This window comes from uncultured Ferrimonas sp. (genome assembly GCF_947489035.1).
GTDB lineage: Bacteria > Pseudomonadota > Gammaproteobacteria > Enterobacterales > Shewanellaceae > Ferrimonas.
Window position 1 is genome coordinate 12,628 of the sequence record NZ_CANLCI010000032.1, and the last position, 15,552, is coordinate 28,179.

Consider the following 15,552-nt stretch of genomic DNA (forward strand, 5'->3'; position numbering starts at 1 on the left):
CACTTTCACCATGGCAAGTATCTTAGATACGGTAAACCAACGTACGCAATTGGTTGGCCAGAACCGTTTGGAACTGTTGATGTTCCGCCTCAATGGACGCCAAACCTATGGCATCAACGTATTTAAAGTCCGCGAAGTGCTGCAATGCCCTAAGTTAACCGCGCTGCCCCACCAAAAAGGGGTGATCCGCGGGGTTGCCCACATTCGTGGCCAAACCATTTCGGTGATCGACCTGTCTGCGGCCATTGGTGGCCGTCCGGTTGAGAACACCGAAAACAGCTTCATCATCATCACCGAGTACAACCGCACCGTGCAAGGGTTCTTGGTGGGTGGGGTTGATCGCATCGTCAACCTTAATTGGGAAAACGTCCTGCCGCCACCATCCGGCAGCGGTCGCAGCAACTACCTGACTGCGGTTACCGAGCTGGACGAAAAGCTGATTGAAATTTTGGACGTTGAGAAGATCTTGCACGAGATCGTTCCGACCAAAATGGACATCTCTGATGAAGTGGCCGCCACCTTAAAGCCAACCGCACCAAGCAAGCGCATGGTGATGGTTGCCGACGACTCCAGTGTCGCTCGCAAGCAGATCCAACGGGCGTTAGAGCCGCTGGGGCTGGACATTGTGTTAGCCAAAGATGGCTTGGACGCACTGAAGCAGTTAGAGCAGATGGCGTCGGACTGCCACAGCATTACTGAAAAAATGAGCCTGATCATCTCGGACATCGAAATGCCAGAGATGGACGGCTACACCTTGGCGGCGGAGATCCGCACCAACGCCAAACTGCAGGACCTGAAAATCGTTCTGCATACTTCTTTGTCCGGCGTGTTCAACCAAGCGATGGTGAACAAAGTCGGCGCTGACGAATTTATTGCTAAGTTCAACCCGGATGAATTGGCTGCGACAGTTAACCGTTATTTAGCCGAAACTTCCGAGGGGTAAGGTTTGCCGAATAAAACGCTGGGTCCTAATGAATACCGGGCCTTTGCTGAGTTTTTGCAGAAACAAAGCGGCATTGTCTTAGGTGACAATAAACAGTATCTGGTGCGTAGCCGCTTAACGCCGCTGATCAGCAAGCACCAGCAGAACAACATTACTGATCTTGTGAAGTTGTCGATGAGCCCAAGCCAGCACACGCTGCGTAATGAGGTGATCGAAGCGATGACCACCAACGAAACCTTCTGGTTTCGCGATGTGTACCCGTTTGAACTGTTTAAAGAACAGCTGCTACCCGAACTGGCGCAACTGAACAAACGTACCCGCGTTTGGTCGGCCGCTTGTTCCTCAGGGCAAGAGCCTTATTCGTTGTCGATGGCGGTGCAAGAGTTCCGTCAGCGTAATCCGGGTAAGCTCAGCCATTCGTTGGACATTGTGGCAACCGACATCGACAGCAACATGCTGAGTTCGGCGCAAAACGCCTGTTACGATTCATTGGCGATGGCGCGCGGCTTAAGTGCTGAACGCACCCGTCAGTTTTTTGAACCGCAGGCCGATGGTAAGCACAAGGTCAACCAAGCCACGCGCTCGTTGGTGTCATTTCGCCGTCTTAATCTGCTCGACAGCTACCTGTTGATGGGCAAGTTTGATGTGATCTTCTGCCGCAATGTGCTGATCTACTTCTCAGCCGAAAGCAAGCGTAAGATCCTGCGGCAATTCGCTGCCGCCTTGAACCCCGGCGGTTACCTGATGTTAGGGGCTTCCGAATCGATGGCGCAGCTGTCGGACGAGTTCGAGATGAAGCGATTCCCCAATGGAATCGTATATCGCAAGCGATAACAGCTACTTCTCTTAAAAGGCGTGCCAATTGGCACGCCTTTTGCTTTTTATGAGGTATCGATCCATAGGAGGCAATTCATGGCCATCTCTTTTGACAAAGCCTTAGGCATTCACCAGCACTCGTTAGGCGTTCGCGCCGAACGGGCGGAAGTGTTGTCTGGCAACATCGCCAACGCCGATACCCCCGGCTATAAGGCCCGCGACATCGACTTTGAAACGGCACTTAAAAACGCCAAAAGCAGCCAGTCGATGAGTCTCTCGCGCAGTCACGAGAACCACTTTGCCGCCCAATCTAGCCTCGCGGAAGACGCGCTGTATCGGGTGCCGTTACAGCCAGACAGTGGCGATGGCAACACCGTGGATCTGCAGCAAGAACGAAATCAGTTTATGCAGAACTCGCTGGAATATCAGGCCAGCTTAGAGTTTCTGAGCAGTAAGTTCGGTGGCCTGAAAAAAGCGATTCGCGGAGATTAATCATGAGTCTATTCAATATCTTTGATGTGGCAGGCAGTGGCATGAGCGCCCAATCGGTGCGGCTCAACACCACCGCCTCTAACATTGCCAACGCCGATGCGGTTACCTCCAGTGCCGACACCACCTATAAGGCACGGCAGCCGGTGTTTGAAGCGGCCATGGAACGCGCCAGCGCCCACCAAGCGGGCAGCCCGGTAAAAATTGCCGGCATCGTGGAAAGCGATAAGCCGCTGGTGCAAGAGTTCAACCCCAATCACCCATTGGCCGACGGCAACGGTTACATCTACAAGCCTAACGTTAACGTGGTTGAGGAGATGGCCAACATGATCTCCGCCTCGCGCAGTTACCAAGCGAACGTGCAGGTGGCCACCGCCGCCAAAGATTTGGCCAAAGCCACCCTACGCATGGGCGAAGGGTAAGGGGCATTAGATGACCGGAATCACCAATCAAAATCCGCTCGACAGCCTTAAGTGGCAACAAGAGTCAGTGAAAGAGGGTGGCGGCAATGAATCGTTAACCCAAGAAGATTTCTTCTCGCTGCTGTCGCAACAGCTGGCGATGCAAGATCCGTTTAAGCCGGTGGACAACGATCAGATGATCTCGCAGATGTCGTCGTTTGCCACCGTGGATGGGATCAGCTCGCTCAATGGCGGCATCGATACCCTCAACAGCGTGATGACCAGCAACCAAGCGTTGGAGGCGTCAGGCTTAGTGGGGCAAAAGGTATTGATCCCATCGGATACGGCGTTCTTGAACGACGGCGCTGAAGGCTTGTCTGGGGTGGTTAATGTGCCGCCGGGCTCGCAAAACACCCGCGTGCAGATCATGGACAGCACCGGTCAGGTAGTGAAAACCCTGCCGCTGACCGATGGCGCCACCGGCAATGTTGATTTTAAGTGGGACGGCAAAGCAGCCACTGGCGCGGCCATGCCAGCGGGCAGTTACAGCTTTACGGCCACAGGGCTGGTGAATGGCACCGCAGAAGCGCTGCCAAGCTACGCCTACGCCCATGTCTCTAGCGTTACCTTAGGTGGCGCTGATAACCAAACCGTATTGAACCTGAAAGGTCTGGGCGGCATCTCATTAGGTGAGATCCTGGCCGTCGCTGAAGGATAAAGGAAGCAACGTATGTCTTTTAATGTCTCCCTAAGCGGCCTGAACGCCGCCCAGAAAGATCTGGACACCACCTCCAACAACATCGCCAACGTCAACACCGTTGGCTTTAAGGAGTCCCGCGCTGAATTTGCGGATGTGTACAGTAACTCACTGTTTTCTAACGCAGCCACCAGTGTTGGTAGCGGTGTTGCTACGGCGTCTATCGCCCAGCAATTCCACCAAGGTTCGATGAACTTCACCAACAACGCCTTGGATCTGGCGGTTAATGGCAGCGGCTTCTTTGTAACCAACCAAGAGTTTGGTGGTCAGGATTTCTCCTACACCCGTGCTGGCGCGTTTAAGCTTAACGACAGCAACTTCATGGTGGACTCCCAAGGTAACTACCTGATGGCGTTGCCGGTAAACCCCGATGGCACGGTGCAATCGGTGGCGCTGTCAACCAGCACCCCGGTGCAGATCCCGCAGGTGGCAGGCCAACCTAAAGCCTCAACCTCGATCGATCTGTCGATGAACCTGCCCGCCAATGAACCGGCGCTGGATCCGGCCAACTTCGATCCAACCGATCCGTCCACCTACAGTACCTCAACCTCGGTGACGGTGTTTGATTCCTTAGGTGAAGCGCACATCCAAACCACTTACTTTGTTAAGCCGACCGGTGGCTCGCTGAACAACAACAACCAATGGGTTGGCTTTACCACCGTGGATAACCAGCCGGTGAACGTGTGGGATACCGCGTTGGGTGTGCCGGATTCTGGCCAGTGGGGGCAAGACACCACCGGTGATGGAGTGGCGGATGTCACCCAAAACGCCGTTGGCGCCAATGGCCAAACCGGTTTCGTGCTCAGCTTTGACGATTTGGGCAGCTTTTCTGGCTCGGATCCGGGCTTGATTGAAACCCAATCCTTGGGGCTGGACGATCCAACCTCGCTGGCACCGGGCGATGGCGCGGGCATTGTGGCACCGGGCGCCGATGGCACCCAGCGTCTGCGCTTGAACTTTGTTAACCCAACCCAGTACGCGGCGCCGTTTGAAGTAACCTCGTTGGCGCAAGATGGTTCTACCGTTGGCCGTTTGACCAACGTGGAAGTGTCTGCCGATGGCCTGATCAACGCCACTTACTCCAACGGCACCCAACAAGCACTGGGCAAGGTGGCGCTGGCGCGCTTTTCTAACGAGCAGGGGTTAACGCAGGTGGGCAACACCTCGTGGAAAGCCAGCCAATCCTCGGGGGATCCGCTGGTGGGGGAACCGGATGTGGGCTCGTTTGGTACCATTCGCAGTGCCGCACTGGAGCAATCCAACGTTGATCTTACCTCGGAGCTGGTGGACTTGATCTCAGCCCAGCGTAACTTCCAAGCTAACTCCCGCGCCTTGGATGTGTCGAACCAGCTGTCGCAGAACATCCTGCAGATCCGCTAAGTGTCGCATTCTTGACTGGTTGCCGCCCCCAACGCTGGGGCGGCAACCCATTTCCTCCCCGCCGCATCCAAATCGTTCATTTTCTCTCCTAAGTCGCCACTAGACAGGCGATTGGCACTTGGCACATCTTTTGCTTTAATCCACGCAGATACTCTTTTGACGGAAACTGACGGTGGATAACTTCCTCTATCTTGCAGCCAGCGGCGCTAAGCAAAACATGAACGACCTAGCCGTTCGTGCCAACAACTTGGCCAACGCCAAAACCGATGGGTTTAAAGCCGATATGGCGCAGGCACGCAGCATGCAGGCCTTTGGTGAGGGGTTACCTACGCGCGTGTTCGCCATGACCGAACGCCCAGCCACCAACTTCGATTCCGGTAGCATCCAAACCACCGGCCGCGCCTTAGATGTGGCGATAAAAAACGAAGGGTGGTTGGTGGTGCAAGACGCCAAAGGCGGCGAAGCGTTAACCCGCTCTGGCAGCCTGCGCTTTGATGAAACCGGCATGTTGTTGAACAGCCAAGGTCGGCCAGTGTTAGGCGAAGCGGGGCCGATTTTTGCGCCGCTGCCAATCGAAAAAGTGGAGATCTCCGGCAACGGCATGATCACGGTGCGCCCCCAAGGCGCCCCAGCCAATGCGATGGAAGAGATCGGCCAGTTACGATTAACCAACCCAGCACTGAACACCCTCACCAAATCGGAAGATGGGCTGTACCGCCAATTGCAGAACCCAGATTACGTCAGCGACGTAACGGTGCAGCTGCAAACGGGCGCGCTGGAAGGCAGTAACGTCAATCCAATTGAAGAGATGGTGGGCATGTTGGCGGCGCAGCGCCAGTTCGACATGCAAGTGAAATTGATGAGCACCGCGGAAGAAAACGACCGCGCCGGCGCGCAGATGATGCGGGTTTAAGGGGAATAATTAGATGCAACCAGCACTGTGGATCAGCAAAACCGGCCTAGACGCCCAGCAAACGGACATTGCCAACATCTCCAACAACTTGGCCAACGCCAGCACCGTCGGCTACAAGAAAAGCCGCGCCGTGTTTGAAGATTTGTTGTACCAAACCATCAACCAAGCCGGTGGCATCAGCTCGCAAAACAGCGAGCTGCCAGCGGGCTTAACGTTGGGCTCGGGCACCAAGGTGGCCGCCACCCAGCGTTTGTTCACCCAAGGCAACATGCAAACCACCGACAACAGCTTGGATCTGATGGTGGATGGCCCGGGCTTTTTCCAGATTCAGTTGCCCGATGGCAACATCGGCTACAGCCGTAATGGCCAGTTTGCGCTGGATGACGAAGGCCAGTTGGTTACCCCAGGCGCGGGCTACCTGCTTGATCCGGGCATCGCCATTCCTGAAGACGCCCAGTCGATCACCGTGTCAGCCGAAGGCGAAGTGTCGGTGCGCTTGAACGGTCAGGCCGCCAATCAGGTGGTGGGGCAGATTGAGATCAGCAACTTCATCAACCCAACCGGGCTTGAGCCGATTGGGCAAAACCTCTACCTCGAAACCGGCGCATCGGGTGCCCCAATTACCGGCGTACCGGGCTTGGATGGCTTGGGTTCCTTGCGACAGGGCGCACTGGAAACGTCCAACGTGAACGTGACCGAAGAGCTGGTGAACATGATTGAAAGCCAGCGCATCTACGAGATGAACTCCAAGGTGATCTCCACCGTGGATCAGATGCTCGCCAACTTGAACCAGCAGCTGTAATAGGGGAGCGATGATGATTCGCCTTGGTTTGATGTTCTTGGTGGTTTGGCAGCTGGCGGGCTGTGCTCACCCCAATTCACCGCAGCCGGATGATCCGTTCTTTGCGCCGGTGTACCCAGAGATGCCGACCTCGCAAGTGGTGACCACCGGTTCCATCTACAACAGCAGCTTTCAAAGCGAACTGTATTCCGACATCAAAGCCCACCGCGTGGGCGATGTGATCACGGTGATGCTGGAAGAGAAAACCAAAGCGAAAAAGTCCGCCAGTAAAGAGATCACCAAAGACAGCAGCATGCAGCTGGATCCGATCTCAGCCGGTGGCGCCCCCGTTACCGTTAACGGCAAAACCATCGATCTGAAGTACAACGAAGAGTTTGATATGTCGCGGGCGTCCGATGCGGATCAGTCCAACAGCTTATCGGGCTCGATTTCGGTGAACGTATTGCAGGTGCTGTCCAACGGCAACTTGGTGATCCGTGGCGAGAAATGGCTAACCATCAACGACGGCGACGAATTTATCCGCATTACCGGCATTATTCGGCCACGGGACATCAGCCCCGATAACACCGTCAACAGCCACCGCGTGGCGAACGCGCGGATCAAATACAGTGGCACCGGCACCTTTGCCACCAGCCAAAAGTCCGGCTGGTTAAGCCAGTTCTTCTCTGGCCCATTGTGGCCATTCTAACGGGATCATCCTTATGCGCCGTCTTCTGATCTCTGTCTCGCTGTTGCTGCTTACCCTCAGTAACGCCAACGCCATGCGCTTGAAAGATCTGTCGGATCTGCAAGGGGTACGCAGTAACCAACTGGTGGGCTACGGCTTGGTGGTGGGGTTGCCGGGCACGGGCGAGCAAAGCCGCTACACCCAGCAAAGTTTCACCACCATGTTGTCTAACTTTGGCATCAACATGCCCAGCAACGTGCGCCCGAAATTAAAGAACGTGGCGGCCGTGGCGGTACACGCCGAGCTGCCCCCGTTCATTAAGCCCGGCCAGCAGATCGACATCACCGTGTCGTCGGTGGGCAGCGCCAAAAGCCTGCGTGGTGGCACCTTGCTGCAAACCTTCTTAAAGGGCGCGGACGGTCAGGTGTATGCGATTGCTCAGGGGTCATTGATCGTGTCGGGCTTCTCGGCCGAAGGCGCCGATGGCTCTAAGGTGATCCAGAACACCCCAACCGTGGGGCGCATTCCCGCTGGCGCGATGGTGGAACGCAGCGTGCCCAGCCCGTTTGCCAACGGCGATTTTCTGACCTTTAACCTGCACCGTCCCGATTTTTCCACCGCCAAGCGCGTGGTCGATAAAGTGAATGGCCTGCTTGGCCCCGGCGTTGCCCGCGCCTTGGATGCCACCTCGATTCAAGTGTCGGCACCGCGGGATCCATCCCAGCGGGTGGCCTACTTAGCCACCTTGGAAAACCTGCGGGTCGAGCCCGCCGATGAATCCGCCAAGGTGATTGTAAACAGCCGTACCGGCACCATTGTGGTTGGCCGCGATGTGCGGCTCATGCCAACCGCCATTACCCACGGCGGCTTAACGGTCACCATTGCCGAAAGCCAAGGGGTGTCGCAGCCGAACCCCTTTGGTGGTGGCCGTACCGTCACAACCGCCAACAGCGATCTGGGCGTGCAAGAGGACAACTCGCGCATGTTTAAACTGGACGCGGGCACCAGTTTGGATGAACTGGTGCGGGCGGTGAACGAAGTGGGCGCGGCGCCGTCGGATCTGATGGCGATTTTAGAGGCGCTGTCGCAAGCTGGCGCCCTGCGCGGCGAACTGGTGATCATCTGATGGACCAACTCAAGCAAAGCAGCCACTACTTCGATCTGGCCAGTTTGGATAACCTGCGCCAGCAAGCGCAAACCGATCCCAACGCCAGCTTGAAGCAAGTGGCGCAGCAGTTTGAGGGGATCTTCATGGGGATGATGCTGCAAAGCATGCGCGACGCCAACGAAGGCTTTAAAGATCAAGACAGCCCGTTTAATTCGCAAAACACCCAGTTTTACCAACAGATGCACGACAGCCAGATGAGCAACGAACTGTCGAGCCAAGGGTCATTAGGGTTGGCGGATCTGATTGTGGCGCAGCTGGGTGGCGGCGACGGGCTAACCCCAGCATCGCTGTTATCGGGCGATCGTCAGTTTGTGCCGCTGGCCAGCGGCGAAGGCGTTGCCCCGATGGCGGCCAATGCCGCCGAGAACCACACCATCACCCCAACGCCGATGGCCAGCGCCGCTGCCGATAACCGCGCGCTATTGGCAGCGCGCGCCAGTGACGAACAGCCCAGCGCTCGTACGCAACCAAGCCCGCGCCAGCAGGAAACCCTAGTCGCGCCGATGCCACTGAGCGCCGAGGTGGCGATAGAAACCAAGCCGTTGGTGTTTACCCAACCGGACGAGTTTGTGCAGGCGTTATTGCCCGCCGCCACCGACGCCGCGAACAAGCTGAATCAAGATCCGCACCTGCTGATCGCCCAAGCGGCATTGGAAACCGGTTGGGGCCGGAAGATCCTGCCGGGCAATCAGGGGCAAAGTTCTCATAACCTTTTCAATATTAAGGCCGATAACCGTTGGGGTGGCGAAAAAACCAGTGTGAGCGCGCTGGAATTTGAAGACAATATGCCCACCATGAAACGGTCGTCGTTTCGGGTGTATGACGATCTGAAAGCCAGCTTCGACGATTACGTTGAATTTTTACAGCAGCCCCGCTACCGCGAGGCACTGAATGCCAGCGACGCCAGTGGTTTTGCCACGGGCCTGCAACGCGGCGGCTATGCCACGGATCCGCAGTACGCCAGCAAAGTATTAGATGTGTTCCAGCGTTTGCTGCAGCAACGCTTGAACCCATAAGGACGTAGATAATGGCCGATTTAATGAGTATCGCCCGCAGTGGCGTATTAGCAGCACAGCAACGCCTGAATGTGGCGTCGAACAACATTGCTAATGCCGGTACCGAAGGCTACAACCGCCAAACGGTGGAGCAGCGTACCCTCGATTCCGATCGCAACGGCAACTACTTCGTGGGCGCCGGCACCTATGTGTCGGACATCGGCCGGGTTTACAACAACTACGCCCAGCGCGAGATGACCCTCTCCACCTCCACTTACAGCCAATCGGCCACCAGCCATGAAAAACTGTCTGAGTTGGATCAGATCCTGTCGCAAGCTGGGGTTGCGGTGCCAAAGTCGTTGAACGATCTGTTCAGCAACATCAACAACGTGGTTGATACGCCAATGGACATCGCGGTGCGGGAAAACACCCTGACCTCGGCGGAGCAGATGGCGGCGTCGTTTAACTCGCTGAGCCGCGAGCTGGACAGCCAAGTGACCCAGCTGAACGAACAGATTGGCGGCACCGTGGAACGGGTTAACGCCATCACCGTTGAACTGGCAGACATCAACACCCAGTTGGCCAAGATTGGCGGCAAAGACATGAACTTGCTGGATCAGCAAGATCGGCTGATCACCGAGCTGTCGGACTTTGTGCAGGTGAACGTGATCCCCCAAGAGATGGGCGTGAAAAGCGTGATGGCTGGCGGCTCGATGATGCTGGTGGCCGGTTCGCAGCCGATGAACATTGGCGTTGCCGATGGCGATCCGGTGCATTACGAAACCCGCATGACCGCCACCATCGGCAACCAAACCTCGATCATGCCCAACAACGATGTGGGCGGGCAGTTGCAAGCGCTGTTTGATTACCGCGACAACGATTTAGCCAGTGCGCGGCGTCAATTGGACACCATGGCGCTGGGCACCGCAGATGCCTTTAACCAGCAGCAAGCGGCGGGCTTTGATCTGGATGGCAAGGTGGGGCAGAACATGTTCACCGACATCAACGATAAAAGCCAGATGGCGGGGCGCGTGGCGATTTACGGCAGCAACACCGGCGATAAGCAACTGGCGGTGGCGATAGACGACGTTAATAAGCTAACCAGCGACACCTACACCCTTAAATTTGACGGCGCCAACTACAGCCTCAACGACAGCAAAGGCCGCGCCCAAAGCTTAACGGTGGATCCCCACGATCCCGGCCGCATCATGACCCCAGAAGGCTTCAGCCTGCGGATCGACGGCGGCGGCATCGCCCAAGCGGGAGACAAGTGGGAACTGCAACCCAACCGGGGTGCCGCCACCAATTTGTCGATGCTGCTGCAAGAACCGGAAGAGCTGGCGGCAGCCGGCTACGGCTTGGAAACCACCGCCGGTAACGGCAGTGCTACCTTGTTGGCGGTGGATCGCAACGCCACCGGCTTTCCGGCCAACGGCGACAGCGTGACCGTTGAGGTCAACATGCTGGCCAACAGTTTCACCCTATTCAATGCCGATGGCAGCACCGCCTCCGGCGCCATCGTGAACGACAAACTCACCGTTAACGGCATCACCTTGGGGATAGATCCCAGCAGTGGCAGCGGCGATCGCTTTAGCTTGGATCTCGCCTTTGGCCCCGCCGACAACAACAACGCCGTGGCCATGGCGGGCTTGGCGGGCAGCAAGTTGATGGAAGGGGGCAGCCGCACCTTGCACGACGTATACGAAGGGATGATGACCACCAATGGCGGTCGCGCCAATGCCGCCGCCGTGGCCACGGAATCGGCGTTGATCATGAAGCAACAAGCCGAGCTGCGGGTAGAGCAAGAATCTGGGGTGAACTTGGATGAAGAGGCGTCGGATCTGATGCGTTTTCAGCAGGCATACCAAGCGTCGGCTCGGGTGATGACGGTGGCCAAAGAAACCTTCGACACCCTGTTTAATTCGGTTCGTTAAGGGAGTAAATCATGCGCGTATCCACTAACCATTTTTACAACCTCAACAGCCATAACATGACCAAGCTGCAATCCGACACCAACAAGTCGTTGTCGCAGCTGGCCACCGGCAAAAAGGTGAACACCGCCGCGGACGATCCCGTGGCGGCCATCGCCATCGAAAACCTGAATCAACAAGATCAGCGTTTGGGTCAGTACAAAAGCAACATCAACTTGGCCTACAACCGCTTATCCCAGCAAGAGTCGCGCTTGGGCGAATACGAAAACCTGCTGATGAACATGCGCGACAAGATGTTGCAGGGTAACGACGGTGCCTTGCCAGCCGAAGCGCGGGAAGCTTTGGCGCTGGACTTAGAAGAAGGCTTAAAAGCGGTGGTGGCACTGGGGAACACCCAGGACGAGAACGGCAACTACGTGTTTGCTGGCCACCAAGCGGATCTGAAACCCTTTGTGGGCGGAGCCAGCGGTGCGGTCGGGTTCTTGGGGGATCAAGGGCGCCGTAATATGCCCGTGGCGGAAGGGGTGTCGGTGCCGGTCAGCGAAAGCGGCCAGCGGATCTTTATGGACGCCAGCAACGGCAGCGGCGATTACCGCGCCGATTATGCCGGTGCCACCATGGGCGGCGAATACTTTATTGAAACCGCCAACATCGTTAACCCAGCGGTGCATACGGCCGGCGACTACAGCCTAGCCTTTGGCGATGACGGCATGGGCAACACCACCATTACCGCCACCGATAGCGGCGGGGCGGTGTTGCTGCCAACCCAACTGTTTGATGCCAGCCAGCCGATCCTGTTTAACGGCATGGAGATGACCATCAGCGGTGCGCCTCAGCCCGGCGATAGCGTTGATATGTCCAATCAGCCCACCGCCGATGTGTTTACCACCTTACAGAACACCGTGGCGTTGCTGCGTAACCCCGCGGGCATGAGCGGCACCAACGTGCAGGCCCAGTTTGCGCAGGTGCTGCACGATTTTCGCGGCGCCCAAGACAGCGCCAGTGTGGTGCGAGCGGAAAGCGGTAACTACTTACGCTCGCTCGATACCTTCCAAAATCAGCACGAAAGCATGGAGTTGGTGAACGCCAGCGCCAAGTCGACCCTGCAAGATCTGGATTACGCCGAAGCGATCAGCGAGTTTGAAAAACAGTCGTTGGCGCTCAATGCGGTAACCCAAACCTTCGCCAAGGTGCAAGACGTCAGCCTGTTTAACTACATTTGATAGGGCGCGTTCAGTAATTAACCAGCCCAGAGCCACAACACTCTGGGCTTTTTTTGTTATTATCGCCGCCCTGATCCGCTGCCGCAGGCAGCGACACCCCTTTTCTAACCCTAGTGAGACGCCAACGTGACCACTGCCTTTAGCGCATTACCTTTGTCCAAGCCATGTGTGGATAACTTAACCCAGCTGGGTTTCACCCGCATGACCCCCATTCAAGAGCAAGCATTGCCGCTGATTTTGCGCGGTGACGATGTCATTGGGCAGGCCAAAACCGGCAGTGGCAAAACCGTGGCATTCGGCTTAGGGGTACTGAGCCAGTTGGATCCAAAACGGTTAGACACCCAAGCGATGGTGCTGTGCCCAACCCGCGAACTGGCGGATCAGGTCACGAAGGTATTGCGTCAACTGGCGCGCGCTTGGCCCAACGTGAAAATTTTAGCCCTGTGTGGCGGCATGCCAATGCGGGCGCAAACCGGTTCGTTAGAGCACGGCTGCCACATTGCGGTGGGCACCCCAGGGCGCATTCGTCAGCACATCGAAAACGGCAACCTTAATCTGGATCGGTTAAACACCTTAGTGTTTGATGAAGCGGATCGGATGCTGGACATGGGCTTTGAAAAAGAGATCAACGCCATCATGACCGAGGTGCCACATCAGCGCCAAACGCTGCTGTTCTCGGCCACCTACCCAACCGAAATCGAAGCGTTAACCCGCCGAGTGTTGTCGCAGCCGCAAATGGTGAAAGTGGCGGATGAAACCAGCACTCACATCGAGCAAAGCGCGGTTGAATTAACCCCAGCGCAGAAGCCAGCGGCCCTGCTGGCCTTGCTGGCGAAGCATCAGCCGGAATCCACCGTGGTGTTCTGTAACACCCGTTTGGCGTGTCAGGATGTGGCCGACGATCTGCACGCGGCAGGCGTGTCGGTACTGGAACTGCACGGCGACTTAGATCAGTTCGATCGCGATCGCACCTTGGTGCGTTTTAGCAACAAGAGTGCGTCGGTACTGGTTGCCACCGACGTTGCCGCCCGGGGATTGGACATTAAATCATTGGCGATGGTGGTGAACTACGACATCGCCTTTGAACCCGAAGTGCACGTGCACCGTGTTGGCCGTACTGGCCGTGCCGGCGAGCAAGGTGTTGCCATGAGCCTGTGCAGCGGCAACGAAGCCCGCCGTTTGTTGGCGATTGAAGAGCTGAGCGGCACCGAGATCCCGAAAATCGATTTCTCGGAGCTGAAGCTGGCCAGCCACGTCGCGATGGAGCCACCAATGATGACCATCTCCATTGGCGCAGGCCGCAAAAGCAAGATGCGCCCTGGCGACATCTTGGGGGCCCTGACCGCCGACAAGACCTTGTCGGGCAAAATGGTGGGCAACATCAACGTTGGCGATCGCCTTAGCTACGTGGCGATTGAACGCGCCCACGCCAATACCGCGTTGAAAATTCTGCAGCGCGATAAAATCAAAGGCCGTAAGCTGATTGTGAAACTGCACAAGTAAGGCGCATTAGTCCGCGCCAGCGCGCGGCCTTCGCCGTTGCGGTGGCAGTAACGGCTTACCCGAACACGGCACCTTAATGGTGCCGTTTTTGTTTTTATACGGGGCGTGATTTTACATTTTCAGCGCGGCTATGGTGCTTTGGCTGCGGATCCTTCACAATATAATGCAAGTGGGAATTATTCGCGGTTAGCCATGTCGTCGTCATTAAAGAAACTGAAAAAGCTAAAGAAGATTGCTCAGCCTGTTGCCAACCCCTTGGCGGCGATGGCACACGCCAGCCTTGGCTCGGCGGGGGCAACTCGGGCTGGTGGTTCGGCGGTCAGCGCCGAGCTGAAGCAGATCTCGCGTCAGGCGGGGCTGGATGTAGTGCGCGAACTGGCGACGCCGTTAAACCCATTATTGAGCTGGTTTGAAGAGGGCGCCAACCTGCGCTTTGTGGCCGCCAATGAAACCGCGTTAGAGCCGCGAGCTGCGGCAACAATGGCCGCCCCCGCGGCGCAATCCAATATTGCCCGTCTGCCCCTGAAGTCCCCACCTTGTAAGCGTTGTCCTGCCAAGATGGGCGGCTTATGCAAGTGCGCCCAAAAACGCTTTGGCTAAGTGAGCGCCCAGCGCCATCTGGGTGAATACACCTGAGCTAAGCAGATCCGCGCTGTTCCTATCGTGCCAAACTACAAGGCCGCGCAATAGCGCGGCCTTGTGGTTCCGGTTGGGCGTTGCCGCGTTAGGCGAACGGCATCGCTCTCACTAAAGTGGGCCCCATGACCTGTTTCAGTGCCAGCATCGCCACCCCTTTGACCAAGGTGCGAGAGCCGCTTTTAACCGCGTTTTCGACCAAGGCACTGCGCTGTTCGGTGCGTAACCAGCCGTGGCTTTCTACGGTTTCCAGCAGATCGTCGGCGCTCAGTTCGTCGCTGTTAAATTGGATTGCGACCGAACCGGCAAACTTCTTATGGCGGATGGTGGTAATGGCTTCAATCTCGTTCAGCTGCTGGATAAATTCCGCCACTTGTTGCGGGTGCTGCAGGATGTACTCGGATCGGATCCGCAAGCGCCGCTCGGTTTTGTGAATGTAAGTGGACATACAGCTCTCCAATGAGATTGATTTGCATTTACTTTATCACCCTTATACCAGTCGGGGAAATTAAATCTGTGATCTGGGCATAATTTCAATCTGAACGGCTGTGTGATAATCGCAAAATCAGCAACTTGCATAGATTTATACGATGTCAGATCTGGCAACGGAGATCCTCGCTTTACGGCAGTGGGTTCACATTGGTCACCACATTCCCGGCCGCATTCGCCTTAAGTTCAACTCGGCCATCGTGGCGAAATTAGCGCGTTATAAAACCGAGCACACCTTGGAGCAAGCCATCCAGTTTGCGCCACTCAAACGCTATCAACTGAACAGCGACACCAACAGTTTGCTGCTGGAATACGATCCGAGCGTGATCAAACCGGCCCTGTTGGATCAGCTGTTCGACACCGATCAAGCTCAGGCGCTGCAAGCCTGCGCCAGTTTGATCGCCACCCTTTCCCCCATCTATCACGCAGGAGCCTAATC

General features: G+C 56.5%; 17 protein-coding genes. 16 read left to right on the forward strand and 1 reads right to left on the reverse strand.

The features are described from left to right. Nucleotides 1–10 precede the first annotated feature (10 nt). From Q0796_RS15945 to Q0796_RS16015, 15 genes are all read left to right on the forward strand, one after another. Nucleotides 11–943, forward strand: coding sequence for a chemotaxis protein CheV (locus tag Q0796_RS15945; RefSeq protein ID WP_298444932.1), 933 nt, complete (start codon nt 11–13; stop codon nt 941–943). Between the two features lie 3 nt (nt 944–946). Further along, a complete protein-coding gene (locus Q0796_RS15950; protein WP_298444934.1) occupies nt 947–1,777 on the forward strand; it encodes a protein-glutamate O-methyltransferase CheR in 831 nt (276 codons plus the stop codon). Between the two features lie 78 nt (nt 1,778–1,855). Further along, a complete protein-coding gene (flgB, locus tag Q0796_RS15955; RefSeq protein WP_298444935.1) occupies nt 1,856–2,251 on the forward strand; it encodes a flagellar basal body rod protein FlgB in 396 nt (131 codons plus the stop codon). A 2-nt stretch (nt 2,252–2,253) separates the two neighbouring features. Next, on the forward strand, nt 2,254–2,670 hold the full coding sequence (flgC, locus tag Q0796_RS15960; RefSeq protein ID WP_298444937.1) for a flagellar basal body rod protein FlgC: 417 nt from the start codon (nt 2,254–2,256) through the stop codon (nt 2,668–2,670). A gap of 10 nt (nt 2,671–2,680) precedes the next feature. Further along, entirely contained in the window at nt 2,681–3,367 is a 687-nt protein-coding gene (locus Q0796_RS15965; protein WP_298444938.1) for a flagellar hook assembly protein FlgD, read from the forward strand. 12 nt (nt 3,368–3,379) lie between these two features. Next, a complete protein-coding gene (flgE, locus tag Q0796_RS15970) occupies nt 3,380–4,786 on the forward strand; it encodes a flagellar hook protein FlgE (protein WP_298444941.1) in 1,407 nt (468 codons plus the stop codon). Nucleotides 4,787–4,958: 172 nt separating this feature from the next. After that, the gene (locus Q0796_RS15975; protein WP_298444943.1) at nt 4,959–5,699 is read left to right on the forward strand and encodes a flagellar basal body rod protein FlgF; all 741 of its coding nucleotides are present in this window, start codon (nt 4,959–4,961) and stop codon (nt 5,697–5,699) included. A gap of 13 nt (nt 5,700–5,712) precedes the next feature. Beyond that, the gene (gene flgG / locus Q0796_RS15980; RefSeq protein WP_298444945.1) at nt 5,713–6,501 is read left to right on the forward strand and encodes a flagellar basal-body rod protein FlgG; all 789 of its coding nucleotides are present in this window, start codon (nt 5,713–5,715) and stop codon (nt 6,499–6,501) included. 31 nt (nt 6,502–6,532) lie between these two features. Then, entirely contained in the window at nt 6,533–7,189 is a 657-nt protein-coding gene (gene flgH / locus Q0796_RS15985) for a flagellar basal body L-ring protein FlgH (RefSeq protein WP_298444995.1), read from the forward strand. Between the two features lie 13 nt (nt 7,190–7,202). Further along, on the forward strand, nt 7,203–8,294 hold the full coding sequence (locus Q0796_RS15990; RefSeq protein WP_298444947.1) for a flagellar basal body P-ring protein FlgI: 1,092 nt from the start codon (nt 7,203–7,205) through the stop codon (nt 8,292–8,294). After that, nucleotides 8,294–9,352, forward strand: a complete 1,059-nt coding sequence (flgJ, locus tag Q0796_RS15995; protein WP_298444949.1) for a flagellar assembly peptidoglycan hydrolase FlgJ — start codon at nt 8,294–8,296, stop codon at nt 9,350–9,352. The genes Q0796_RS15990 and flgJ overlap by 1 nt, the downstream gene beginning before the upstream one ends. A gap of 11 nt (nt 9,353–9,363) precedes the next feature. After that, the gene (gene flgK / locus Q0796_RS16000; RefSeq protein ID WP_298444951.1) at nt 9,364–11,265 is read left to right on the forward strand and encodes a flagellar hook-associated protein FlgK; all 1,902 of its coding nucleotides are present in this window, start codon (nt 9,364–9,366) and stop codon (nt 11,263–11,265) included. A gap of 11 nt (nt 11,266–11,276) precedes the next feature. Next, complete coding sequence (flgL, locus tag Q0796_RS16005) at nt 11,277–12,485, forward strand: flagellar hook-associated protein FlgL (protein ID WP_298444953.1); 1,209 nt, start codon at nt 11,277–11,279, stop codon at nt 12,483–12,485. 126 nt (nt 12,486–12,611) lie between these two features. Continuing rightward, nucleotides 12,612–13,988: an ATP-dependent RNA helicase DbpA gene (gene dbpA, locus Q0796_RS16010; protein ID WP_298444954.1), complete on the forward strand. Its 1,377-nt coding sequence runs from the start codon at nt 12,612–12,614 to the stop codon at nt 13,986–13,988. 192 nt (nt 13,989–14,180) lie between these two features. After that, nucleotides 14,181–14,588, forward strand: a complete 408-nt coding sequence (locus tag Q0796_RS16015) for a hypothetical protein (RefSeq protein WP_298444956.1) — start codon at nt 14,181–14,183, stop codon at nt 14,586–14,588. Nucleotides 14,589–14,712: 124 nt separating this feature from the next. Here the strand turns inward: Q0796_RS16015 and Q0796_RS16020 are convergent, their stop codons facing one another. Then, nucleotides 14,713–15,072: a hypothetical protein gene (locus Q0796_RS16020; RefSeq protein WP_298444958.1), complete on the reverse strand. Its 360-nt coding sequence runs from the start codon at nt 15,070–15,072 to the stop codon at nt 14,713–14,715. 142 nt (nt 15,073–15,214) lie between these two features. Here Q0796_RS16020 and Q0796_RS16025 point away from each other — a divergent pair, with 142 nt between their 5' ends. Beyond that, the gene (locus tag Q0796_RS16025) at nt 15,215–15,550 is read left to right on the forward strand and encodes a hypothetical protein (RefSeq protein ID WP_298444960.1); all 336 of its coding nucleotides are present in this window, start codon (nt 15,215–15,217) and stop codon (nt 15,548–15,550) included. The last annotated feature ends 2 nt before the right edge of the window (nt 15,551–15,552 follow it).